The sequence below is a fragment of the Clostridium sp. KLE 1755 genome, from assembly GCF_000466465.2.
Taxonomy (GTDB): Bacteria; Bacillota; Clostridia; order Lachnospirales; family Lachnospiraceae; genus Eisenbergiella; species Eisenbergiella porci.
The window spans coordinates 1-22,848 of sequence record NZ_KE992687.1; the positions used below are offsets into that span (position 1 = coordinate 1).

Annotated in this window: 15 protein-coding genes and 1 tRNA gene; 15 read left to right on the forward strand and 1 reads right to left on the reverse strand. The window is 50.0% G+C overall.

Going from position 1 to position 22,848, the window contains the following annotated elements; translation table 11 throughout:
* Positions 1-277: 277 nt before the first annotated feature.
* The 6 genes from serC (at position 278) to HMPREF1548_RS08865 (ending at position 7,887) form a co-directional block, all read left to right on the forward strand.
* Positions 278-1,360, forward strand: a complete 1,083-nt coding sequence (serC, locus tag HMPREF1548_RS08840) for a 3-phosphoserine/phosphohydroxythreonine transaminase (protein WP_021635649.1) — start codon at positions 278-280, stop codon at positions 1,358-1,360.
* Between the two features lie 76 nt (positions 1,361-1,436).
* The gene (locus tag HMPREF1548_RS08845) at positions 1,437-2,600 is read left to right on the forward strand and encodes a phosphoglycerate dehydrogenase (RefSeq protein WP_021635650.1); all 1,164 of its coding nucleotides are present in this window, start codon (positions 1,437-1,439) and stop codon (positions 2,598-2,600) included.
* A gap of 192 nt (positions 2,601-2,792) precedes the next feature.
* Positions 2,793-4,040 (forward strand): DUF1015 domain-containing protein, encoded by a 1,248-nt coding sequence (locus HMPREF1548_RS08850; RefSeq protein WP_021635652.1) that lies wholly within the window; start codon positions 2,793-2,795, stop codon positions 4,038-4,040.
* Between the two features lie 23 nt (positions 4,041-4,063).
* Complete coding sequence (gene glgB, locus HMPREF1548_RS08855; protein WP_021635653.1) at positions 4,064-6,490, forward strand: 1,4-alpha-glucan branching protein GlgB; 2,427 nt, start codon at positions 4,064-4,066, stop codon at positions 6,488-6,490.
* Positions 6,487-7,362 carry a mechanosensitive ion channel family protein gene (locus tag HMPREF1548_RS08860; RefSeq protein ID WP_021635654.1) on the forward strand — a complete coding sequence of 292 codons (876 nt, stop codon included), beginning with the start codon at positions 6,487-6,489 and terminating at the stop codon, positions 7,360-7,362. Before glgB ends, HMPREF1548_RS08860 begins: the two co-directional genes overlap by 4 nt.
* Positions 7,363-7,386: 24 nt before the next feature.
* The gene (locus HMPREF1548_RS08865; RefSeq protein ID WP_021635655.1) at positions 7,387-7,887 is read left to right on the forward strand and encodes a GNAT family N-acetyltransferase; all 501 of its coding nucleotides are present in this window, start codon (positions 7,387-7,389) and stop codon (positions 7,885-7,887) included.
* Between the two features lie 131 nt (positions 7,888-8,018).
* On the opposite strand, the gene HMPREF1548_RS08870 is transcribed toward HMPREF1548_RS08865, so the two are convergent.
* A tRNA-Thr gene (locus HMPREF1548_RS08870) sits at positions 8,019-8,091 on the reverse strand.
* A 614-nt stretch (positions 8,092-8,705) separates the two neighbouring features.
* Here HMPREF1548_RS08870 and HMPREF1548_RS08875 point away from each other — a divergent pair.
* The 9 genes from HMPREF1548_RS08875 to HMPREF1548_RS08915 all read left to right on the forward strand — a co-directional run bounded on the left by HMPREF1548_RS08875 (position 8,706) and on the right by HMPREF1548_RS08915 (position 22,794).
* On the forward strand, positions 8,706-9,767 hold the full coding sequence (locus HMPREF1548_RS08875) for a DUF3048 domain-containing protein (RefSeq protein ID WP_021635658.1): 1,062 nt from the start codon (positions 8,706-8,708) through the stop codon (positions 9,765-9,767).
* Positions 9,768-9,924: 157 nt separating this feature from the next.
* Positions 9,925-11,406 carry a sulfatase family protein gene (locus tag HMPREF1548_RS08880; protein WP_021635660.1) on the forward strand — a complete coding sequence of 494 codons (1,482 nt, stop codon included), beginning with the start codon at positions 9,925-9,927 and terminating at the stop codon, positions 11,404-11,406.
* 365 nt (positions 11,407-11,771) lie between these two features.
* Positions 11,772-12,245 (forward strand): hypothetical protein, encoded by a 474-nt coding sequence (locus tag HMPREF1548_RS08885; protein ID WP_021635661.1) that lies wholly within the window; start codon positions 11,772-11,774, stop codon positions 12,243-12,245.
* 110 nt (positions 12,246-12,355) lie between these two features.
* Positions 12,356-14,548 carry an alpha-galactosidase gene (locus HMPREF1548_RS08890; protein WP_035321629.1) on the forward strand — a complete coding sequence of 731 codons (2,193 nt, stop codon included), beginning with the start codon at positions 12,356-12,358 and terminating at the stop codon, positions 14,546-14,548.
* Positions 14,549-14,734: 186 nt separating this feature from the next.
* The gene (locus tag HMPREF1548_RS08895; RefSeq protein ID WP_025491094.1) at positions 14,735-15,397 is read left to right on the forward strand and encodes an ABC transporter permease; all 663 of its coding nucleotides are present in this window, start codon (positions 14,735-14,737) and stop codon (positions 15,395-15,397) included.
* A complete protein-coding gene (locus HMPREF1548_RS08900) occupies positions 15,394-16,119 on the forward strand; it encodes an ATP-binding cassette domain-containing protein (protein WP_021635664.1) in 726 nt (241 codons plus the stop codon). Before HMPREF1548_RS08895 ends, HMPREF1548_RS08900 begins: the two co-directional genes overlap by 4 nt.
* A 15-nt stretch (positions 16,120-16,134) precedes the next feature.
* Positions 16,135-17,037 carry a glycine betaine ABC transporter substrate-binding protein gene (locus HMPREF1548_RS08905; protein ID WP_021635665.1) on the forward strand — a complete coding sequence of 301 codons (903 nt, stop codon included), beginning with the start codon at positions 16,135-16,137 and terminating at the stop codon, positions 17,035-17,037.
* Positions 17,038-17,055: 18 nt separating this feature from the next.
* Positions 17,056-18,114, forward strand: a complete 1,059-nt coding sequence (gene ispG / locus HMPREF1548_RS08910; RefSeq protein WP_021635666.1) for a flavodoxin-dependent (E)-4-hydroxy-3-methylbut-2-enyl-diphosphate synthase — start codon at positions 17,056-17,058, stop codon at positions 18,112-18,114.
* Complete coding sequence (locus HMPREF1548_RS08915; RefSeq protein ID WP_021635667.1) at positions 18,115-22,794, forward strand: PolC-type DNA polymerase III; 4,680 nt, start codon at positions 18,115-18,117, stop codon at positions 22,792-22,794.
* The last annotated feature ends 54 nt before the right edge of the window (positions 22,795-22,848 follow it).

The following is a 22,848-nucleotide window of genomic DNA, read 5'->3' on the forward strand; positions in this document are numbered from 1 at the left end:
CTGCGTTTTTAACCGAGCGAAAGCGTGCCCGCACAGAAAGCATAGCCCGCCGGGGGGACGCCATACAGGGGGAGCCACAGGGAGCCGGCCAGGGATTCGGCGGGACTCAAAGCATTTTTTACAGAAAAAGCACATAAATTGTTTAACGTAGTAGTTGACTAAAGTGAGTGAACTATGTAAAATAAACGTTAACTGCAATTCACCGCGCAGTTACAATAAAAGCTACCGGACCGGGACAGCCCGACAGGCCCGGACTTAACATGAGGAGGAATTAGAAGTGGCAAGAGTTTATAATTTTTCAGCGGGACCGGCAGTTCTGCCTGAGGAAGTCCTGAAAGAAGCTGCAGAGGAAATGATGGATTACAGAGGATGCGGCATGTCCGTTATGGAGATGAGCCACCGTTCCAAAACCTACCAGACGATTATTGATGAAGCGGAAGCAGATTTACGGGATCTGATAGGGATTCCTGATAATTATAAGGTGCTTTTCCTGCAGGGCGGCGCAAGCCAGCAGTTCGCCATGATTCCCATGAACCTGATGAAAAACAAGGTGGCCGACTATATCGTTACCGGCCAATGGGCAAAGAAAGCATGGCAGGAAGCCGGCAAGTATGGAAAAGCGAACAAGATCGCCTCTTCTGAAGACAAAACCTTCTCATACATACCTGACTGCTCCGATCTCCCCATTTCAGAGGATGCGGATTATGTCTATATCTGTGAAAACAATACCATTTACGGTACGAAATTTAAAACACTTCCCAACACCAAAGGAAAGACCCTGGTTGCCGATGTGTCCTCCTGCTTCCTTTCCGAACCGGTGGATATAACAAAATACGGCATTATGTACGGCGGCGTGCAGAAGAATATAGGACCTGCGGGCGTTGTTATCGCCATCATCCGGGAAGACCTTATCACCGAGGATGTACTCCCCGGCACCCCTACCATGCTCCAGTACAAAACCCATGCGGATGCGGGGTCCCTTTACAACACCCCTCCGGCCTATGGCATCTATATCTGCGGCAAGGTATTCAAATGGCTGAAGAAAATGGGCGGCCTGTCCGCCATTAAGGAGCTGAATGAGAAAAAAGCAGCTATTCTGTACGATTTCCTGGATCAGAGCAGTCTCTTTAAAGGCACTGTCCGCAAGGAAGACCGTTCCCTGATGAACGTGCCTTTCATCACAGGAAGTGAAGAACTGGATGCCAAATTCGTAAAGGAAGCCAAAGAAGCCGGCCTGGAAAGCCTGAAGGGCCACAGAAGCGTAGGCGGCATGCGCGCCAGCATCTACAATGCAATGCCTGTGGAGGGCGTTGAGAAGCTGGTGGAATTCATGAAGAAATTTGAAGCGGAGAATGCCTGAAAGTCGGAAGAATTAAAGCAAAAGTAACGGTTTGGTTATCTGAAATGTTTCAAGTAAAAAGAAAAGGAGTACCGCTATGTTTAAATATCATTGTCTGAATCCCATCGCACAGGTGGGGCTGGAGGGTTTTACCGAGGACTATGTAAAAACGGATAATATTGAGGAAGCCGACGGCATCCTCGTAAGAAGCGCCAACATGCACGATATGCCGCTGCCGGCCAATCTTCTTGCCGTGGCAAGGGCAGGCGCCGGAGTGAACAACATCCCTCTGGATAAATGCGCCGGAAAAGGTATTGTTGTATTCAACACGCCGGGCGCCAATGCAAACGGTGTGAAGGAAATCGTCATTGCCGCCATGCTCCTGGCCTCCCGCGACATCGTCGGCGGAATTAACTGGGTGGAAGAAAATAAAGACAATCCGGACATCGCCAAGGCTGCTGAAAAGGTGAAAAAGAACTTTGCAGGAACGGAAATACAGGATAAAAAGCTGGGAATCATCGGCCTGGGGGCAATCGGCGTCAAGGTTGCCAACGTGGCGAAGCATATGGGTATGGAGGTTTACGGCTATGACCCTTATGTTTCCGTAGATGCCGCATGGAATTTAAGCCGGGATGTCAAGCATGTGATCAATGTGGATGAAATTTATGAAAACTGCGATGTGATTACCATCCATGTCCCGCTGCTTGATTCTACCAGGGAAATGATCAATGAAGATGCCATCAGTAAAATGAAGGACGGCGTTATCCTGCTGAACTTTGCCCGTGATTTGCTTGTGGACGAAGAAGCGGTGCTTGCCGGCATTGAAAAAGGCAGAGTACGCAAGTATGTGTCAGATTTCCCCAATACCACTACCGCAGGAAAGCCTGGCTGCATCGTTATTCCCCATCTGGGAGCTTCCACGGAGGAATCGGAAGACAACTGCGCGGTTATGGCGGTTAAGGAGCTGAAGAACTTCCTGGAAAACGGAAATATCAACAATAGTGTGAATTACCCCAATTGTGACATGGGAATCTGCGATCAGGCCGGCCGTATTGCTATTTTCCATTTAAATGTGGCCAATATGATTACCAAATTTACAGCGCTGTTCGGTGATAACGGCATCAACATTTCCGACATGACCAATAAATCCAAGGGAGATATAGCCTACACGATGCTGGATGTGGAGGAACGTCCCAGCGAGGAGATCATTGACACCCTCCGCTCCATACCGGGAGTTATCCGTGTCAGGGTTGTAAAATAAATAATGTCAATGGATAAAACGTCCGGGACAGCTTCTAATGGGGCTTGCCGGACGTTTTTTCTCTGTAGGGGCAGACTTTTTTACGGCATATAAGCTTCGTGTTTTTGTGCCCGCGTCAGGGGAAGCACTTGTATCCATGGAAAGAATCAGTTATACTTAAAATAAAAAGAAAACGGATACCGGAGGTAGAGGATGGCAGAAATCAGACCGTTTTGCGCATACAGGCCGAAGAAGGGCCTGGAAGGGCGGATTGCAGCGTTACCTTATGATGTATATAACAGGGCCGAGGCAAAGGCCGAGGTGCAAAAGGAACCGCTTTCCTTCCTGTCTGTTGACAGGGCGGAGACACAGTTTGACGACAGTGTGGATGTATATGCGGACTGTGTTTACGAAAAAGCGAGGGAACTGCTTTGGAAAAGGATTGAGGAAGGATACTTTGTACAGGAGGAGAGCCCGGTTTATTACATATATGAGCTTATCATGGACGGTCGATCCCAGACCGGCATTACCGCCTGCGCCAGTGTGGATGACTATCTTGGGCAGGTGATTAAAAAGCATGAGAACACCAGGGCGGACAAGGAAGCCGACAGGATACGCCATGTGGAAGCTTGCGATGCACAGACCGGCCCCATTTTTCTGGCATACCGTTCCAGTTCCGTTATCAATGGAATTGTTGCAGCGTATAAGAAAGAAGAACCGCTCTATGATTTTACGGCGGAGGATGGAATTACGCACCGGGTATGGCGTATCGGGAGGGCGCAGGATGTGGATGCCATCCATGCCGCTTTTTCCGAAATCAATGAGATTTATATTGCGGACGGACATCACAGGTGTGCATCCGCAGTGAAGGTTTCCCAGATGAGAAGGCAGGCGAAGCCCGGATATACGGGGGAAGAGCCCTTTAACTTTTTCCTGTCCATGCTTTTCCCGGATGATCAGCTGATGATTATGGATTATAACCGGGTGGTAAAAGATCTCAATGGTTACACGGAAGAGGAATTTCTTGGTAAAATCGGGGAATCCTTCGATATAGAGGAATGTGGGGAAGGCGTTTCCCACAGGCCGGAGGCCAAGGCTGTTTTCGGCATGTGCCTGGACGGGAAATGGTACCGCCTGAAGGCGAGGCCGGAGATTTGCCCGACCGATCCGGTGAAGGGTCTGGATGTATCCATCCTTCAGGACAGCCTGCTGGGGCCGGTGCTGGGCATTAAAGACCCCAAAACGGACAAACGCATTGATTTTGTAGGAGGCATCCGGGGGATGAAGGAGCTGGAACGCAGGGTGAACGAAGACTGCAGGGTGGCATTTGCCATGTATCCCACTTCAATCTCGGAGCTGTTTGCGGTAGCTGACGCAGGAGAATTGATGCCGCCCAAGTCCACATGGTTTGAACCCAAGTTAAGAAGCGGGCTTTTTATTCACAGCCTGCGTGAAAAATAGAGCGGAAAGTTGAGGGAATCTGGATGAAAGAAAAATTGTATAAGTTGATGAACTGGCCGGAGATCGAGGCGGTTATTTATTCGGAGGAGGATAATCCCCATAAGCTTCTGGGGCCGCACACCGTGGGAAGCTCCACGCTGCTTGCGACCTTTCAGCCGGGAGCATCCCAGGTTACGGCGGTAATCGGGGAAACCGGCAAAGAAGTAAAAATGGAAATGGCGGATGAGGCCGGATATTTTGCTGCCCTGATTCCGGGAAAAGGGGTAACGGATTATGTGTACCGCGTGGAATATCCGGAAGGAAAGACGGAGGAAATCATCGATCCCTACCGCTTCGGCCCCGTGATAACCAAGAAGGATACGGATCTTTTTGCGGCGGGCACTCATTATGAGGCTTATAAAATTCTGGGCGCACATAGCTGCTGCATCGACGGCGTAAAGGGCGTACATTTCGCAGTATGGGCCCCTAATGCCGTAAGGGTGAGCGTGGCAGGCGATTTCAACCGCTGGGACGGCCGGGTGCATCAGATGCGCAGACTCTGGGATTCCGGTATTTTTGAGATTTTCATCCCGGGGGATTTGGAAGGACAGAATTATAAATATGAACTGAAGGTGAAGGGAGGGCTTACCTACCTGAAAGCGGATCCCTATGCCTTTGCCCAGCAGCTTCGGCCGGAAACCGCGTCGGTTATCAGTGATATTTCAGGCTTTTCATGGGAGGATGAGGACTGGATTGACAAGCGCGCGAAAAAAGATTACAGCAAAGAGCCTGTCAGCGTTTATGAGCTTTATCTGGGCTCCTTCTGCAAGCCGGAGGACGGAAGGACCTACTGCAATTACAGGGAACTGGCTCCCAGGATCATTGAATATGTGAAGGAAATGGGCTATACCCATATCGAACTGATGCCCATTATGGAGCATCCCTTCGACGGCTCCTGGGGCTATCAGGTCATCGGCTATTATGCGCCAACCTCCCGCTATGGCTCGCCGGAGGACTTCATGTTTTTCATGAATGAAATGCATAAGGCGGGGATCGGCGTAATCCTTGACTGGGTGCCCGCGCATTTCCCAAGAGATACCTATGGGCTTTCCGCTTTTGACGGCACCTGCCTGTATGAGCACCAGGATCCCAGACAGGGGGCGCATCCCCACTGGGGAACGTTGATTTATAATTATGGAAGGCCGCAGGTGCGCAATTATCTGATTGCCAATGCGCTTTTCTGGATAGAGCAGTATCATGCGGACGGCATCCGTATGGACGCGGTGGCCTCCATGCTGTACCTGGACTATGGTAAAAATGACGGGGAATGGGTGGCTAATATTTACGGAGGGAACCAGAACCTGGAAGCGATGGAATTCCTGAAGCATGTAAACAGCATGATTCACAAACGGGGAAAAGGCGCGCTGTCCATAGCGGAGGAATCTACCGCCTGGCCAAAGGTGACAGGCAGCCTGGATGAGGACGGCCTGGGCTTTGACATGAAGTGGAATATGGGCTGGATGAATGATTTCCTCAGCTATATCAGGCAGGATCCCTATTTCCGTTCCGGCTGTCATAATGAGCTTACCTTCAGCATGGTTTATGCGTACAGCGAGCGCTTTATGCTGGTGCTTTCCCATGATGAGGTGGTGCACGGCAAAGCTTCCATGATCGGCAAAATGCCCGGAAACAGGCAGGAGCAGTTCGAAAATCTGAAGGCCAGCTATGGCTTCATGATGTGCCATCCCGGGAAAAAGCTCCTTTTCATGGGACAGGACATCGGGGAATATGACGAATGGAACGAAGACAGAAGCGTGGAATGGGAGCTTCTTGAAAACGCGGATCATAAGGGCCTGAGCGAGTTTGTTAAAGCGTTGAATCATTTGTACTGTAAGCAGCCTGCCCTGTATAAAAAGGATACCAGCTGGGACGGCTTTGAATGGATTAACTGCATCAACGCCAACGACTGCATCCTGTCCTTTGTAAGAAAGGCGGACAAGCCGGAGGAGATGCTTCTGATTGTGATGAATTTTGCAAATGTGGAGCGGAAGAATTTCCAGGTGGGCGTTCCCTTTAACGGAAAATATAAGGAAATACTTAACTCCGATGCCAAAGCCTTCGGAGGGGAAGGCAGGGTGAATCCCAGAGTGAAGACCGCGCTGGAGGAACCCTTTGACGGAAGGGAGTATTCTATAAAAATAACACAGGCCCCCCTTGGCATCAGTATTTTTTCCTACCAGCCCTATACGAAAGAGGAGCTGAAGGAAATCGCAAAGAAAAAAGCGGAAAAGGAAAAGAAGGCAAGAGAAGCCGCCAGGAAAAAAAAGGGAGCAAAGAAAGCGGCAGCCAAAACACTGAAGGAGGAACTGGCCGAAAAGGTGTTTGAGGTGGATGAGGTCATTGCGGAAAAAGGAGAGGTGGAAAAGCCCGTGAAAGTGGTTAAAAGCCGCAGGAAGGCGGACGGGCAATGAGCTGGATTCTGCTGACTGCGGATGTGACGGAGGAGCTGGCTCTGGGGCAGAAGCTTTTAAAGGCTGCGCCCCAGTCCCTTCTGGATTTGCTCATCCGCGTGGTTTTCTGCATCGTCGCATTTCTGATTGGCTCCCGAATCATCAGTTTTATCAGAAAGCTGACAGGAAATGCGCTGAAGCGTGCCAATGCCAGTAAGGAAGCAAAGCAGTTTCTGGATTCCTCGCTGAAGGTGGGGCTGTATGCGTTCCTCATTTTCCAGATTGCCGTAAAGCTGGGCATTGACGCCACGACCATTGCCACAGTCATAGGCTCTGCCACAGTAACCATCGGACTTGCCTTCCAGGGCAGCCTGAAAAACTGTATCGGCGGTATTCTGATTATGCTCCTGCATCCCTTCCGTGTCGGGGATTACATTATTGAGGATAATCATAAAAATGAAGGTACGGTTTCTGAAATCACTATTTTTTACACAAAGCTGGCAACCATTGACAATAAAATTATCCTACTGCCCAACGGCGCGCTGGCCGATACCAGCATTACCAATGTAACCAATGAGGACAACCGCAGGGTGGAGCTGAAGGTGGGTATTTCCTATCAGTCGGATATCCGCAAGGCTAAATCGGTGATTACCTCGCTCATTGAAGCCAATGAGAAGATCCTGAAGGACAAGGAATACAGCATTTTCGTGGATGACCTGGGAGACAGCTCCGTGGTGCTGGGAATGCGGTTCTGGACGCGTACGGAGGATTTCTGGCCTGTCCGCTGGGCCATGCTGGAGGAAATCAAATACGCCTTTGATGAAAATGGGATTGGGATTCCGTTTCCTCAGATGGACGTGCATCTGGATGCAGTTAAAGAGGAAAAGGCCTGAATTTTCAGGTGGAAAGAGGCAGAAATGATTAGAGCTGTCGAAAAAGAAGAACTGGAGCAGTGTATACAGATTTTTCACCGTGGATATGGTACAGTAGCAGACGAGTTCGGCTTAACAGAAGAGAATTCCCCGGACAGAGGCAGAGCGGCTTTGCCCTGCAGCCGTTTGCAGGAAGAATTTGATGAGGGAGTACTGATGTATGGGTATTTTTTGGAAAGCCGATTGATTGGTTTCCTTGGCATAAAAATGGCAGGGGATGTTTGCAAACTGAATGATATTATTATCCTTCCGGAATATAGAAATAATGGGTATGGTACGGAATTGCTGGATTTTTGCAGGAAGAAGGCGGTGGAATCCGGGAAAAAGAAAATTGTTTTGGGTATGATAGACGATAATACCAGGCTCAGAAACTGGTATATCAGCAATGGATTCGTTACTACCGGATACCGGAAATATGAAGGGGCGCCATATACTGTTGGAGATATGGAATGCTCATTACAGCAGGTTACTGAAGTAAAACAATAACACTGTTTGGTGCCATATCTCCTATTGGAATGGCACCAAACAAAATAAGCTTAATTTGTAACAGAAGCTTTCTGTTATAAACTAAGCTTATTTCTTACGAGACATAATACTGCGTCTCATCAATTGTATAAAGCTGGAAAAGGGACTCGAACCCTCGACCTACTGATTACGAATCAGTTGCGCTACCAACTGCGCTATTCCAGCGAATTACCGACGTCATTTATTATATATGGTATTTCCTGTTTTGGCAAGAGTATTTTTTCCTTTTTTCCAACTATTTTTCACCGCCGATTTTCTGGAGCCTGTATTCAAATTGAAGTAAAATGAAAAATTTCAAGATTTACGCAGTTGCCGGCCAATATATAATTTAACACAATATATAAGAGGCGCTGCTTCACTGTAACCGGATGTTCTGTAAGGGCGGGAATCAATAAAGATAATGAAGTTTGGCAGGATAGTGATATAATAAGGCAGAAAAAATATATTTTGACTAATCTTTATGTATTATATTGATATACATAAAACTAACATGGTTTTGTATAAGCCTGTTATAAAATTGCCTGCAAATACTTCATTATAGGGGATCTGATCAAATCTTTGGTCGGGTCCCTGTTCTTATCAGTATGTAAAGGATAAGAGATATAGATAGGGTACGAAGAGATTATGTTATGCACATTCCTGACAAATATCTTAATATTTCCGAAATCTTTTCGGAATTCACTGCAGGAAGTTGACGGAATTGTCAGAAGTGAGTACTATAGAATCATACCTGTTTTTGGGACAGGTTTTAATTTGAAAGGGGAAAAAGGAGGTAAAAGATGATTAGGAAAAAAATTAAGACCCTGTCAGCACTTCTGGCAGCGGTGCTCTGTGTGGCTGCAGCGGCGCCGGCGGCCGAAGTAAATGCGGAGGAAGGGCCGGCAGGTTATGTAAGAAGCGTATATACCAATGAATGGGTTCCTGCCGCACAGGCCGCTTCCAGGCCGATTGCCATTATGATGCCCACAGATCAGGCGGCGCAGCCGTCCTACGGTATCAGCCATGCGAAGGTGCTTTATGAAGTAATGGAAGAAGGGGATATTTCCCGTCAGCTGGCAATCATTGATGATTGGCAGGGACTTTCCAGAATCGGAAATATCAGAAGCTGCCGTGCTTACTATATTCCGATTGCCACGGAATGGGATCCTATTCTGGTTCATTTCGGCGGTGTATGGTATATGAAAGACCGTATCAGCATGCCTGATATCAACAACCTTTCCGGGACCTATGAATATGGCACTGGCGGAAATGCGCCCGGAGCGAATGCATTCTTCAGAAGCAACGACAGAAAAGCGCCCCATAACGCTTACATCAGCGGCAGCGGAATTACCAATGCCTGTACACAGCTGGGCTATTCCCTGGCGCTCAGGCCGCAGTATTACAGCCCCAAGCACTTTAACTTTGCAGCGGGCGTAAATACGCTTGCACAGTATGGCGCCGCAGCGCAGACTGCCAACAAGATCAACCTGTCCAATGTATTCCCTTATACCAAGACCGGATTTACCTACAATGCGGCGGACGGCCTGTATTATAAGACCATCCATGGAAAGGCACATAAGGATGCGGTAAACGGGCAGCAGCTGGCATTTGCCAATGTCATTGTACAGAATTCCAAGTGGATGACTCTGGATGCGAAGGGATATCTTGCATTCTATAATTATGATACCACAGAGGACGGCTATTACTTTACCAAGGGAAAATGTATCCATATTACCTGGCAGAAGACCACGGATTACGGCCCTACCAGATATTTTGATGACGCCGGAAATGAAATCCAGCTGAACGAAGGAAAAACATACATAGCGGTTGCCCAGAAGGAAAGAAAAGTTGTTTATTCGTAAAATGGACACAGTGTCTGTCAGGCCGGAACAGTCAATGAGCCATTCTGACGGACTGTCACAAATGTAAATATATAATTAGCAGTAAATGAAGGCTGCAGGAGACAGAGGACATGCTGATAAGAAGGCGCTCTGTCTCCTGATATGAAAAGAGGACAAAATGAGTATAAAACGTGCCCCACGTAATGTTATTATCGTATATGCGGATGATCTGGGCTTCGGTGATTTGGGCTGTTATGGAACCCATCAGATTGAGACGCCGAATCTGGATCGGCTTTGTGCCGATGGCCTTAGGTTTACAGATGCGTATTCTACATCTGCAGTCTGCACGCCGGCCCGCTACAGCATTCTCACCGGACGCTATCCGTTCCGAAATGACAGGGCTCATATCCTGCCCGGTGACGCACAGTGCATCATAGAGCAGGGCGTGGATACTTTGCCTGCTATGTTTAAACGCGCGGGGTATCACACCGGTATTGTAGGCAAATGGCATTTGGGATTGAGTGACGGCAATGCGCCTATCGACTGGAATCAGGATATCAACCTGACCCCGATTGATTTAGGCTTTGATGAATCCTTTATTTTTCCGGCAACCGCAGATCGTGTACCCTGCGTTTATATAGAAGGACGCAGAGTCGTGAATCTTGAACCGGAGGATCCGATAGAGGTAACATATGATGAAGAATGTGTGTTTGATGATATCCCCACATATTATAAGAATCCGGAACTGTTGAATATGCGTTCTTCCCATGGCCATGATATGAGCATTATAGGAGGTATCGGCAGAATTGGTTACATGCGCGGCGGTAAAAAAGCGCTTTGGAGAGATGAAGACCTTGCAGAGACCTTCTTGAACAGAGTGATTAAATTTATTGATGACACCCAGAAAAAAGAACAGCCTTTCTTCCTCTATTATGCGCTGCACCAGCCTCATGTTCCGCGTGTGCCTTCCGAGCGTTTCCGTGGTGCAACAGAACTGGGACCCCGTGGGGATGTGATTGTGGAAATGGACTGGTGTGTCGGCGAATTGTACAAAGAGCTGCAGCGGCTGGGTATTCTGGAAGATACGATGATCGTGTTCTCCAGTGATAACGGTCCGGTACTGGATGACGGCTATCTGGACGGAGCTTATGAATTAAACGGCACGCATAAACCGACAGGTCCCTTACGCGGCGGTAAGTACAGCAAGTTTGACGGCGGCAGCAGAATACCTTTTATCGTAAGCTGGCCGGGACTGGAACATAAAGGTGTTACACATGCGCTGATAAGCCAGGTGGATCTGTTTGCATCCTTCGCAGATATGCTGGGTATGGAGCTGCCGGATGATGCGGCCATCGACAGTCAGGATCAGTACGCAGCGCTTGTCGGCAAGGATCCTGTCGGAAGGAAAGAGCTGTTGGTAGAAGATGTTACGTGCGGCAAAATGTTACGCAGCGGCAATTGGACCTACCTTTCCCCCAGTGAAGGTTCTCCTTATATGAAGCAGGTGCGGATCGAAACGGGCCTGTCCCATGATCCCCAGCTTTATAATATGGACTACGATATAGGGCAAAGAGAGAATGTTGCATGGGAATACAGAAGCGTTGTAACGGATATGGAAGCGCGTATCCGGAAAATAATGGAGAGCAGGAAAACCAGATAATGGTGGGAAAATTTCATATGGCCAATCCGTAACAGTTTTTTTATTGGCTTTGCGAAAAGCCGGATGCGGGAAAACTGCACATATAGCAGCAGAAGGGGCGTTCCTCGATAGAGGGATGCCCCTTTCAGCTTACAGTTAACAGAAATTTTATGATTAACGGTCTTTTGAATAGGAAAAGACTGTGGTATAATAACAAATACGCAGCCGTAAGGTCTGCTTTCTAACATCTATCTTATCTTTTTATTCTTTGCCCGGGTAAGGGCGGATTCCCATGGTATCAATAGACATGTCTGTTCAGGATTGGCATAGAACCGGCATATTACGGAAAAAGGAAGCGGGTTTGGACGGAAAGAAGGGAAGTAATATTGAAGGAAAGCATAGAAATAAAAGAAAAGCTGTCAGAAGACAGCAAAGGCAGCTGTCGCCGTATCCAGGACCGGAAACCGGAAAGGCGCCGGGTCATTAAGGAGCCGCGCTGTAAGAATAAGGGAAAGAACATCCTGCGTGCCGAAAAAAGAAAGGGGCTTTGTATGGGCTTCGCGGCAGGACTGACGGCCGCCGCACTTTTGGGATGGGAAATGCCGGCGGACAGGGCGCAGGCAAGGGAAACGCAGCCGGCGATTGGAGGTATGTCGGTCAGAGATGAGGATATGCGTAAGCTGTTAATCCGGACGGGCGCTGTTTATGAAGCATCCGGCCCGGTATTCGTTGAAATTCCCTGGGAATTAATCCGGGCTGAAGAAAATCTGCAGGTGGAGGTTATGGCCGGAAAGAATGGACAGGAGGCCCGGTACCGGTTTGCCTTTTCCTGTACAGGGGAAAATCAGGACAGCCCCTGAACAAAACATAAGACAAATTGACAGGTAGAGCTAACAGGAAAGGATTGACAGGGGGAGCCTGTTTTCATATGATGGAGTTAATTGGATATATCGGGAAGGAGACCTTGAACATGGCAATAACTTATAATGAAGCCACCCAAATTTTCACCCTGCAGACAGCGGGAAGCACCTACCAGATGATGGTGGGCAGATACAACATTTTACAGCACCTTTATTATGGCAGGAAGGTGGAAGGCAGCACGATGGATTATCTGCTGTGGAGTTCGGATTCCGGGTTCTCAGGCAACCCGTATGAAGCGGGAAGCGACAGAACCTTTTCACTGGATATCCAGCCGCAGGAATATCCTTCGGCCGGCGTGGGCGATTACCGTACCTCCTGTATTGAGGTGGTGAATCCGGACGGCACAAGAGCTGCTGATTTCCGTTATGTTTCCCATGAGATTACGGCAGGGGCTTATAAAGTGACAGGAATGCCCGCAGTGTATGATGAGAACGGCGAGAGCAGCACGCTGACCATTTTGATGAAGGATACGGCTACCGGTCTGGAGCTGGTTCTTAAATACGGTGTTTTTGAGAAGGAAGACGTGATTACCCGTGCGGCGGAGCTTCGCAATACTGCAAAAGGGACCATTTCTCTTGAAAAAATGCTGTCCGTATGCCTGGACATGGGCTTCGGGGAGTGGGAGATGATCCATTTCCACGGCAGACATGCCATGGAACGCCAGATGGAGCGTACGCCTCTCTGCCATGGCACCGTTTCCGTGGGAAGCAGGAGAGGAACCTCCAGCCACCACCATAATCCTTCACTGATACTTTGTACGCCGCAGACGACTGAGGATGCGGGAGACTGCTACGGAATGGCTTTTGTGTACAGCAGCAATTTCCTGGCAGGCGCAGAGGTGGATCAGATGGGACAGACCCGGGTGGTAATGGGAATTCATCCTGAGAATTTCTGCTTCCGCCTGGAGCCGGGAGAGACTTTTGAAACACCGCAGGTGATTATGAGCTATTCAGGCAGCGGTTTTACGCAGCTGTCCCATAATTTCCACAGAATCATCAGCGACCATATCTGCAGAGGAAAATATAAATATGCAAGACGCCCCATCCTGATTAATAACTGGGAAGCCACATATTTCAATTTTGACGAAGAGAAGATTTTGAAGATCGCATCGCAGGCGGCCGACCTGGGCATAGAGATGCTGGTCCTGGATGACGGCTGGTTTGGAAAGCGAAACGATGACAACTCCGGCCTCGGCGACTGGTATGTGAACCTAGAGAAGCTGCCGGCCAACCTTTCCAGCCTTTCGGAAAAGGTCAATGCCATGGGCATGAAATTCGGCCTCTGGTTTGAGCCGGAGATGATTTCGGAGGACAGCGATCTGTACAGGGCGCATCCGGACTGGGCGCTTCAGATTCCGGGCAGAAAGCCCAACCGCAGCCGTTTCCAGCTGGTGCTGGATATGTCAAGACAGGAGGTCCGGGATTATCTGTTTGAAAGAATGTCGGACATCCTTTCCCATGCGCACATCGATTATGTGAAATGGGATATGAACCGCAGCATGTGTGACATTTACAGCGCTTCGCTGCCGAAGGAAAAACAGGGTGAGGTTTATCACCGCTGCATGCTGGGCGTATATGAACTGCTGGAAAGGCTGACGGCAGCGTTCCCGGATCTGATGATTGAAGGCTGCAGCGGCGGAGGAGGAAGGTTTGACGCAGCTATGCTGTATTATTCTCCCCAGATCTGGTGCAGCGATGATACGGATGCCATTGAGCGGCTGGATATCCAGTATGGCACCTCCTTCCTGTATCCTGTCGGCGCAGTGGGCTCCCATGTATCCGCATGCCCGAACCACCAGACAGGCAGAATTACGCCCTTTGCCACCAGAGGCGTGGTCGCCATGGCGGGCAGCTTCGGCTATGAACTGGATCTGAACACGCTTCCTGAAGAAGAAAAGGAGCAGGTAAAGAAGCAGGTTGCCGACTATAAGAAATATTATGAGCTGGTGCATCAGGGAGATTACTACCGCCTGAACGCACCCGGAGACGGAAAAGAGTTCGTGGCCTGGTCCTTTGTTTCCGCGGATAAGAAGCAGGCATTGTTTAATCTGGTGATCACCCATGTCAGGGCGAACAATAAACCGATATTTGTAAAGCTGAAAGGCCTGGATGCGTCTGCAAAATACAGGCTGGAGGACGGCCGGGTAATCAGCGGCAGCGCCCTCATGAATGCGGGAATTTCCATACCTTCCGTATCCGGAGAATTCCGTGCCATACAGTTTGAACTGAAGGCGGAGGAATAGTTGAAAAAAATAAGTCCCTGCGGCAGAATACCCGGAAGGGTTGGCCGCAGGACTTTTTTTCTGCCTGCATTGTTGCTTTTTAATAGAAAATAGATACAACATTCCGAATAAAAGGAAACCGCTTCCGGTTGCCAAAAGTAGTCTGTGAGGGTATAATAAATGAGATTGGATGGGAGAGAAAACGGTATGATACAGGAAATATTCAGGCTGTATGCGGAACGCAGCTCATTTTTTGCGGAACTCATTTTACAGCATATCCGCATCGCGGGCATTTCGGTGACGGTATCCCTTGTTCTGGGGCTTGTCATCGGCGTCATCATCAGTGAATACAGAAAACCGGCGCAGATTATCATGAATGTGATCAATGTGCTGTACACTATCCCCTCGATTTCCATGCTGGGCTTTCTGATTCCTTTTACGGGAATCGGGGATAAGACGGCAATCATTGCACTCAGTATCTACGGACTGCTTCCGATTGTGCGCAATACCTATACCGGGATCAGCACCATCCAGCCCTTCCTGACGGAGGTGGCGACGGGAATGGGAAGCACAAGGGGACAGGTTCTGTTCCGGGTAAAGCTGCCGCTGGCCCTGCCGGTGATATTGGCCGGGGTACGGAGCATGGTGGTGATGACCATATCCTTAAGCGGTATTGCCTCCTATATCGGGGCCGGCGGCCTGGGAGTCGCCATATACCGGGGAATTACAACGAATAATGCGGCAATGACCTATGCGGGCAGTATTTTGATCGCGCTGGTCGCCCTGATATCCGACAGGCTGATTTATCTGCTGGAGAAGAAGATACCCTGGGGCGAGACGGCGAGAAAAAGAAGGGAGCAGGGCGCATGAGTGTGATATCGCTGAAGAACATTACGGCGGCTTACGGTAACAAGGATGTGCTGATGCATTTTAACCTGGAAATCGCCCGGGGGGAATTTGTCATGCTCATCGGCACCTCCGGCTGCGGCAAGACCACTGCGCTGAAGCTGATGAACGGCCTGCTCAGGCCAAAGGAAGGAAGCGTGGTGGTAAACGGAAACGATCTGTCGCGGACAGATTTGACAGCCCTGCGCAGGAATCTGGGATATGTGGTGCAGGAAACAGGACTGTTTCCCCATTTGACGATAGAGAAAAATATTTCCTATGTGGCCGATTTGTCACGTAAAAAGGACAGTAAAGCCATACAGAACAGGGTCACGCAGCTTCTGCAGCTGGTGGAGCTGCCGGAGGAGATACGCAGGCGTTATCCGGACGAGCTTTCCGGAGGGCAGAAGCAGCGAGTGGGGATTGCCAGGGCGCTTATGAATTCGCCGGAAATCCTGCTGATGGACGAACCCTTCGGCGCGGTGGATGAGATCACACGCCGCAGGCTTCAGGAGGAGATTGGGAAAATACACAGGCAGCAGGGGGAGACGATTGTTTTTGTCACCCATGATATAGATGAGGCGCTTCGCCTGGGAACACGGATTGTTGTAATGGATGCAGGAAGGATTATCCAGGACGGCACGCCGGAGGAAATCAGAGAGCATCCGGCAACGGACTTTGTGAAAAAGCTGATGTCGGAGCGGTAGGAAGAGAGGAAGAAAATGAATATTAAAATCAAGAGGAGAACCATCGTGGTCATACTGGCTGCGGTTCTGGCAGCAGGCGTCTTTGCAGGCTGCGGCAAATCAAAGGAACCCATTAAGATCGCCTCCAAGCCCATGACGGAGCAGTATATCCTGACAGAAATCCTGGGGCAGCTGATAGAGCACGATCTGGGAGTTAAGGTGGAAATCACCAAGGGAATCGGCGGCGGAACCACCAATATCCAGCCGGCCCTGCTGAAGGGTGATTTTGACCTGTATCCGGAATACACGGGAACCGCATGGCTGACGGTGCTGAAGCATGAAAAAGAGGATGATCCCGACGTTTTATATGAAAACCTGCAGAAGGAATACCAGGAGATGGGACTTCACTGGAGCGGCCTGTACGGCTTCCAGAATTCCTATGTGCTTGCGGTAAGAAAGGAAGCGGCCGAAGAATACGGGCTGAAGACCTTCAGCGATCTGGCCGCGGCTTCCGGGAACCTGATTTTTGGCGGCAACCCGGATTATATGGAAAGAGAGGACGGCTATCCCATGATCTGCGAAGCCTATGGCATGGAATTCAAGGGTACCGTGGATGTGGATATTGCCCTGAAATACCAGGCCATGGCCAATCAGGAAATCGACGTGACCAATGCCTTCACTACGGACGCCCAGCTGGCGGCTGCGGATGTATTGCTGCTGCAGGATGATAAAAGCCTGTTTGCCACCTACTATGCGGGCACTGTTGTGAGAAACGATACGCTGGAGAAATATCCGGGGCTTGCGGATACGCTGGAGAAGCTCACGGGCCAGATTTCCGATGATGAAATGCGGGAAATGAATTATCAGGTGGAAGTGGAAGGAAAGGACGAGAAGGATATCGCCAGGGATTTCCTGACACAGAAGGGACTTCTAAATTAAACAGGAGGGGAAGGAAACATGTACAGAGAGCATACCAGAGAAGTGAAAATAGGGGACAGGGTTATCGGCGGCGGTAATCCGATCCTGATTCAGTCCATGACCAATACAAGAACGGAGGATGTGGAAGCCACCGTTGCCCAGATACTGCGCCTGGAGGCGGCAGGCTGCGATATTATCCGCAGCACGGTGCCCAATATGGAGGCGGCCAGGGCAATCGGCGAGATTAAAAAGAGGATTCATATCCCTCTTGTGGCGGACATTCATTTTGACTATAAGATGGCGATTGCCGCCATGGAAAACGGCGCGGATAAAATACGCATCAATCCCGGAAACATCGGCGGCCCGGAAAATGTGGCGGCTGTTGTAAAGGTGGCAAAGGAAAGGAATATCCCCATCCGTGTGGGCGTCAACAGCGGTTCCCTGGAAAAACAGCTGGTGGAAAAGTACGGCGGCGTTACGGCCGAAGGGATTGTGGAAAGCGCCCTTGACAAGGTGAAAATGATTGAGGATCTGGATTATCATAACCTGGTAATCAGCATTAAATCCTCGGACGTGCTCATGTGCGTCCGTGCGCACGAGGTACTGGCAAGCAAGACCGATTATCCGCTGCACGTGGGAATCACGGAAGCCGGTACTCTCTGGAGCGGCAATATCAAATCCTCCATCGGCATGGGAATTATCCTTTATGAAGGCATCGGGGATACCATCCGCGTATCCCTCACCGGGGACCCGGTGGAAGAGGTTCGCACCGCAAAGCTGCTGCTTCGCACACTGGGGCTGAGAAAGGGCGGCATTGAGGTGGTGAGCTGCCCTACCTGCGGCAGGACCAAAATAGATCTGATAGGCCTTGCCAACCAGGTGGAAGCCATGGTGGCGGATATCCCCTTAGACGGCGTTAAGGTAGCCGTCATGGGCTGTGCGGTGAACGGCCCCGGGGAAGCAAAGGAAGCGGATATCGGAATCGCGGGCGGAATCGGGGAAGGCCTGCTGATTAAGAAGGGTGAAATTATACGTAAGGTACCGGAGGCGGAGCTTTTGAATGTTCTCCGTGAGGAGCTGCTGCATTGGGAGGAATAAATGGCTAAGGCTTTTTTTGATGTATTTCCCGGATTAAAACTGGATGGTAAGCTGAAAAGCCTGTTTGAGCAGACGCAGATTGAACGCGTCACAGCAACAAAACAGAAGGATTTTGTGCGCATTTATTTAAGCAGTGAGCGGCTGATACAGAAGGATGATATTTTTACGGTGGAAGGTGAAATTAAGAAGCAGCTGTTTGCCGGCTGCAATATCACCATAAAAATTCATGAAAAGTACCGCCTCTCTTCCCAGTATAACCCGGAAAAGCTCATGGAAATTTACCGGGACAGCATATTGCTTGAGCTGCAGGAATACAGCCATCTTCTTTACAGTATGTTTAAAAATGCGGAGCTTTCCTTCCCTGAGGAGGGCAGGCTCAACCTGCGTATAGAGGATACCGTGCTGGCGCGGACCAAAAGCGATGAGCTGACCCGCATCCTGGAGAAGGTTTTTTTCGAACGCTGCGGCCTGCCTGTCAATGTATTTGTGGAATACAGGGAGGCAAGAACCGGGAGGTTCAAGGAAGAGGATGATATTTTTATCGCCCGCAGGGTGGCGGAAATTGCAGCCAGGTATACCGGAAATAAGGGCTATGAAAACGGCGGAGAGATGCCCGCGCCGCGGCCGGAAATGCAGGCCGGGCAAAGCGGGAATGCAGAGGGAGGAGCACAGAAGCAGGCAGTTGATCCTGCATATGAAGCTTATCTTGCAGGCGCTGCAAAGGAAACTGCAAAAGCGGAGTCAGGACAAAAGCCCAAAGATGGAGGCGCGCCCTTTGAAGGAGGGACAGTGCGTCCCGGCGCTGCGCTGGAGGGCAAAAAGTTTATGGGCAAAAAGTCCGGCGGCTTCGGCCGCGGGAAAGGCAAATTTAAGGGAGACGGCGATTTTTTCAAGTCCGCGAAGCGTTCCGATAATCCGGATGTGATCTATGGCCGGGATTTTGATGACGAGGCCATGTCCATTGAGGATATTGTAGGTGAAATAGGAGAGGTGGCCATCCGCGGCAAAATCCTGAATCTGGACAAGCGGGAAATCAAGAATGAAAGAACCATCCTTATTTTTGATGTCACGGACTTTTCCGATACCATGACGATTAAGATGTTTGCCAAAAACGAACAGGTGGAGGAAATCTGTGAGGGCATCAAGCCCGGTGTATTCGTGAAAATCAAGGGAATTACCATGATAGATAAGTTCGACGGGGAGCTGACCATCGGTTCCATCGTCGGCGTGAAGAAAATCAGTGATTTTACCCACGGCCGTATGGATCACAGCGTCCGCAAGCGTGTGGAGCTGCACTGCCATACCAAAATGAGCGATATGGACGGGGTATCCGAAGCCAAGGATATCGTGAAGCGGGCGTATCAGTGGGGCCATCCCGCCATTGCCATTACGGATCACGGCGTGGTGCAGTCCTTCCCGGACGCCAACCACTTAATTGATGATTTATGGAAGGCGGAGAAGGGAAAAAGGAAGGACGCGGGGGATCCCAATCCGGACAAGAATGATTTTTTTAAGGTAATTTATGGCGTGGAGGCCTATCTGGTGGATGATTTAAAGGAAATCGTCACCGACGGAAAGGGGCAGCCCCTGGAGGGCAGCTATGTGGTATTCGATATTGAAACCACGGGCTTTTCCCCCATCAAAAACCGGATCATTGAAATCGGCGCGGTAAAGGTGATCAATGGAGAGATTACGGACCGTTTTTCCTCCTTTGTCAATCCCCAGGTGCCCATCCCCTTTGAAATAGAGAAGCTTACCAGCATCAATGATGAAATGGTGATGGATGCTCCGGTCATTGAAAAGGTGCTGCCGGAGTTTTTAAGCTTCTGCGAGGGGACCGTGCTGGTGGCGCACAATGCCAGCTTTGATATCAGCTTTATCAGGGAAAATGCCCAGAGGCAGCAGCTTCCCTTTGATTTCACTTATGTGGATACCGTGGGAATTGCCAGGGTGCTGCTGCCCCATCAGGCAAAGCATACGCTGGACGCGGTATCCAAAACGCTGGGGATTTCCCTGGAAAACCATCATCGCGCCGTAGATGACGCGGAGGCAACCGCCCAGATTTTTGTTAAGTTTACGGATATGCTGCTTAAGGACGGGAAGGATACCCTGGAAAAGGTGAATGCCCTGGGAGACTCCAACCCTGATATCGTAAAAAGGCTGCCTACCTATCATGCGATTATCCTGGCCAAAAACAATACGGGGAGGGTGAACCTGTACAAACTGATTTCGGAATCCCATCTTACCTATTATGCCAAAAGGCCCAGAATCCCAAAGAGCCTGCTGCTTGCACACAGAGAGGGGCTGATACTGGGAAGCGCCTGTGAAGCTGGCGAGCTGTACCGTGCGCTTCTGGACGACAGGAGCGATGCGGATATTGCCAGGATCGTGAATTTCTATGATTATCTGGAAATCCAGCCCACCGGCAACAACAAGTTCATGATTAACGAGGAAAAGATACGGAATATCAATTCCATTGAGGACATCCAGGATGTGAACAAACGGATTGTGGCGCTGGGAGAGCAGTATAATAAGCCGGTGGTAGCTACCTGCGACGTACATTTCCTGGATCCCGGAGATGAGGTCTACCGCCGGATTATCATGGCGGGCAAGGGCTTTAAGGATTCCGACGAACAGGCGCCGCTTTATCTGCGCACGACCGAGGAAATGCTGGAGGAGTTCCAGTATCTGGGAAGTGATAAGGCGGAGGAGGTGGTCATTACCAACACCAACCTGATTGCGGATCAGATAGAGACTATATCTCCGGTGCGCCCGGATAAATGTCCTCCGGTCATTGCGGACAGTGATAAGACGCTGACGGAAATCTGTTATAACAAGGCGCATGAAATGTATGGCGAAAAGCTTCCTCCCATCGTAGAACAGAGGCTGGAAAAGGAGCTGAATTCCATTATCAAGAACGGCTTCGCGGTTATGTATATCATCGCCCAGAAGCTGGTATGGAAATCTGTGGAGGACGGCTATCTGGTAGGTTCGCGTGGTTCCGTAGGTTCCTCTTTTGTGGCGAACATGGCGGGAATTACGGAGGTAAACGCCCTGAGTCCCCATTATTACTGCATGAAATGCCATTACAATGATTTTGACTCCCCGGATGTGAAGGCCTATACAGGCAAGGCGGGCTGCGATATGCCGGACAAATACTGTCCGGTATGCGGCGAACCCCTGAAAAAAGACGGATTCGACATCCCCTTTGAAACCTTCCTTGGCTTCAAGGGTGACAAGGAGCCGGATATCGACCTGAACTTTTCCGGTGAGTACCAAAGTAAGGCGCATAAATATACCGAAGTTATTTTCGGCGCGGGCCAGACCTTCCGTGCGGGCACTATCGGAACCCTGGCGGATAAGACGGCCTTTGGTTATGTGAAGAATTATTATGAAGAGAGAGGAAGCAAGAAGCGTACCTGTGAAATCAACCGTATTGTGGCAGGCTGTACGGGAATCCGCAGAAGTACGGGACAGCATCCCGGCGGTATTATCGTGCTTCCTTTGGGGGAGGAGATCAACTCCTTCACGCCGGTGCAGCATCCGGCCAATGATATGACGACGGATACGGTAACCACACATTTTGATTACCATTCCATTGACCATAACCTGCTGAAGCTGGACATTCTGGGACACGATGATCCTACCATGATCCGTATGCTTCAGGATTTAACGGGCATCGATCCTACCAAGATCCCGCTGGACGATCCCCAGGTAATGAGCCTGTTCCAGAATACCAATGCACTGGGGGTGACCCCGGAAGAGATAGACGGCTGTCCGCTGGGCGCGCTGGGAATCCCTGAGTTCGGTACGGAATTCGCCATGCAGATGCTTCTGGATACACATCCCACCTCCTTTTCGGATCTGGTGCGTATCGCAGGGCTGGCGCATGGTACGGACGTATGGCTGGGCAATGCCCAGACCCTTATCAAGGAGGGAAAGGCAACCATTTCCACCGCTATCTGCACCCGTGACGATATCATGCTCTACCTCATTGAAATGGGCGTGGAAAGCAGTCTGGCGTTCACCATCATGGAGAGCGTCCGTAAGGGCAAGGGCCTGAAGCCGGAAATGGAAGAAGCCATGCTGGCGGCAAATGTGCCCGACTGGTACATATGGTCCTGTAAAAAAATCAAGTACATGTTCCCCAAGGCCCATGCGGCGGCCTACGTTATGATGGCATGGCGTATCGCCTATTGTAAGGTAAATTATCCGCTGGCTTATTATGCCGCCTTTTTCAGCATCCGCGCATCCGCTTTTTCCTATGAGCTGATGTGCCAGGGGCAGAAGCATCTGGAGTCAATGATGGCCGACTATAAGAGAAGGGCGGACACCCTTTCCAAGAAGGAGCAGGATGCGGCCAGGGATATGAAGGTGGTGCAGGAAATGTACGCAAGAGGCTTTGAATTCGTGCCGATTGATATTTTTTCCGCCCAGTCCCGCAGCTTCCAGGTGGTGGGGGATAAGATAATGCCCTCCTTAAGCAGCATTGACGGCCTGGGTGAAAAGGCCGCGGATGCCATTGTGGAAGCGGCCAAGGACGGCCCGTTCCTTTCCAAGGATGATTTCAGGCAGAGGACGAAGGTTTCCAAGACCGTGGTGGATTTGATGGATACCCTGAACCTGCTGGGGAACCTGCCGGAGTCCAACCAGATCAGCCTGTTTGATTTTGCCATATAGAGCTGTCAGGGATGCGTAATGCATCCCTTTTCTTTGTTTGCGCGCCATGGGCGC

Excerpts from the sequence above, each read along its gene's own strand:
- ispG (WP_021635666.1), top strand. The coding sequence starts at position 17,056 with ATGTACAGAGAGCATACCAGAGAAGTGAAAATAGGGGACAGGGTTATC.
- HMPREF1548_RS08880 (WP_021635660.1), top strand. The coding sequence starts at position 9,925 with ATGAGTATAAAACGTGCCCCACGTAATGTTATTATCGTATATGCGGAT.
- HMPREF1548_RS08895 (WP_025491094.1), top strand. The coding sequence starts at position 14,735 with ATGATACAGGAAATATTCAGGCTGTATGCGGAACGCAGCTCATTTTTT.
- HMPREF1548_RS08850 (WP_021635652.1), top strand. The coding sequence starts at position 2,793 with ATGGCAGAAATCAGACCGTTTTGCGCATACAGGCCGAAGAAGGGCCTG.
- HMPREF1548_RS08865 (WP_021635655.1), top strand. The coding sequence starts at position 7,387 with ATGATTAGAGCTGTCGAAAAAGAAGAACTGGAGCAGTGTATACAGATT.
- HMPREF1548_RS08900 (WP_021635664.1), top strand. The coding sequence starts at position 15,394 with ATGAGTGTGATATCGCTGAAGAACATTACGGCGGCTTACGGTAACAAG.
- HMPREF1548_RS08875 (WP_021635658.1), top strand. The coding sequence starts at position 8,706 with ATGATTAGGAAAAAAATTAAGACCCTGTCAGCACTTCTGGCAGCGGTG.
- HMPREF1548_RS08915 (WP_021635667.1), top strand. The coding sequence starts at position 18,115 with ATGGCTAAGGCTTTTTTTGATGTATTTCCCGGATTAAAACTGGATGGT.
- HMPREF1548_RS08890 (WP_035321629.1), top strand. The coding sequence starts at position 12,356 with ATGGCAATAACTTATAATGAAGCCACCCAAATTTTCACCCTGCAGACA.
- glgB (WP_021635653.1), top strand. The coding sequence starts at position 4,064 with ATGAAAGAAAAATTGTATAAGTTGATGAACTGGCCGGAGATCGAGGCG.
- HMPREF1548_RS08860 (WP_021635654.1), top strand. The coding sequence starts at position 6,487 with ATGAGCTGGATTCTGCTGACTGCGGATGTGACGGAGGAGCTGGCTCTG.
- HMPREF1548_RS08845 (WP_021635650.1), top strand. The coding sequence starts at position 1,437 with ATGTTTAAATATCATTGTCTGAATCCCATCGCACAGGTGGGGCTGGAG.
- HMPREF1548_RS08905 (WP_021635665.1), top strand. The coding sequence starts at position 16,135 with ATGAATATTAAAATCAAGAGGAGAACCATCGTGGTCATACTGGCTGCG.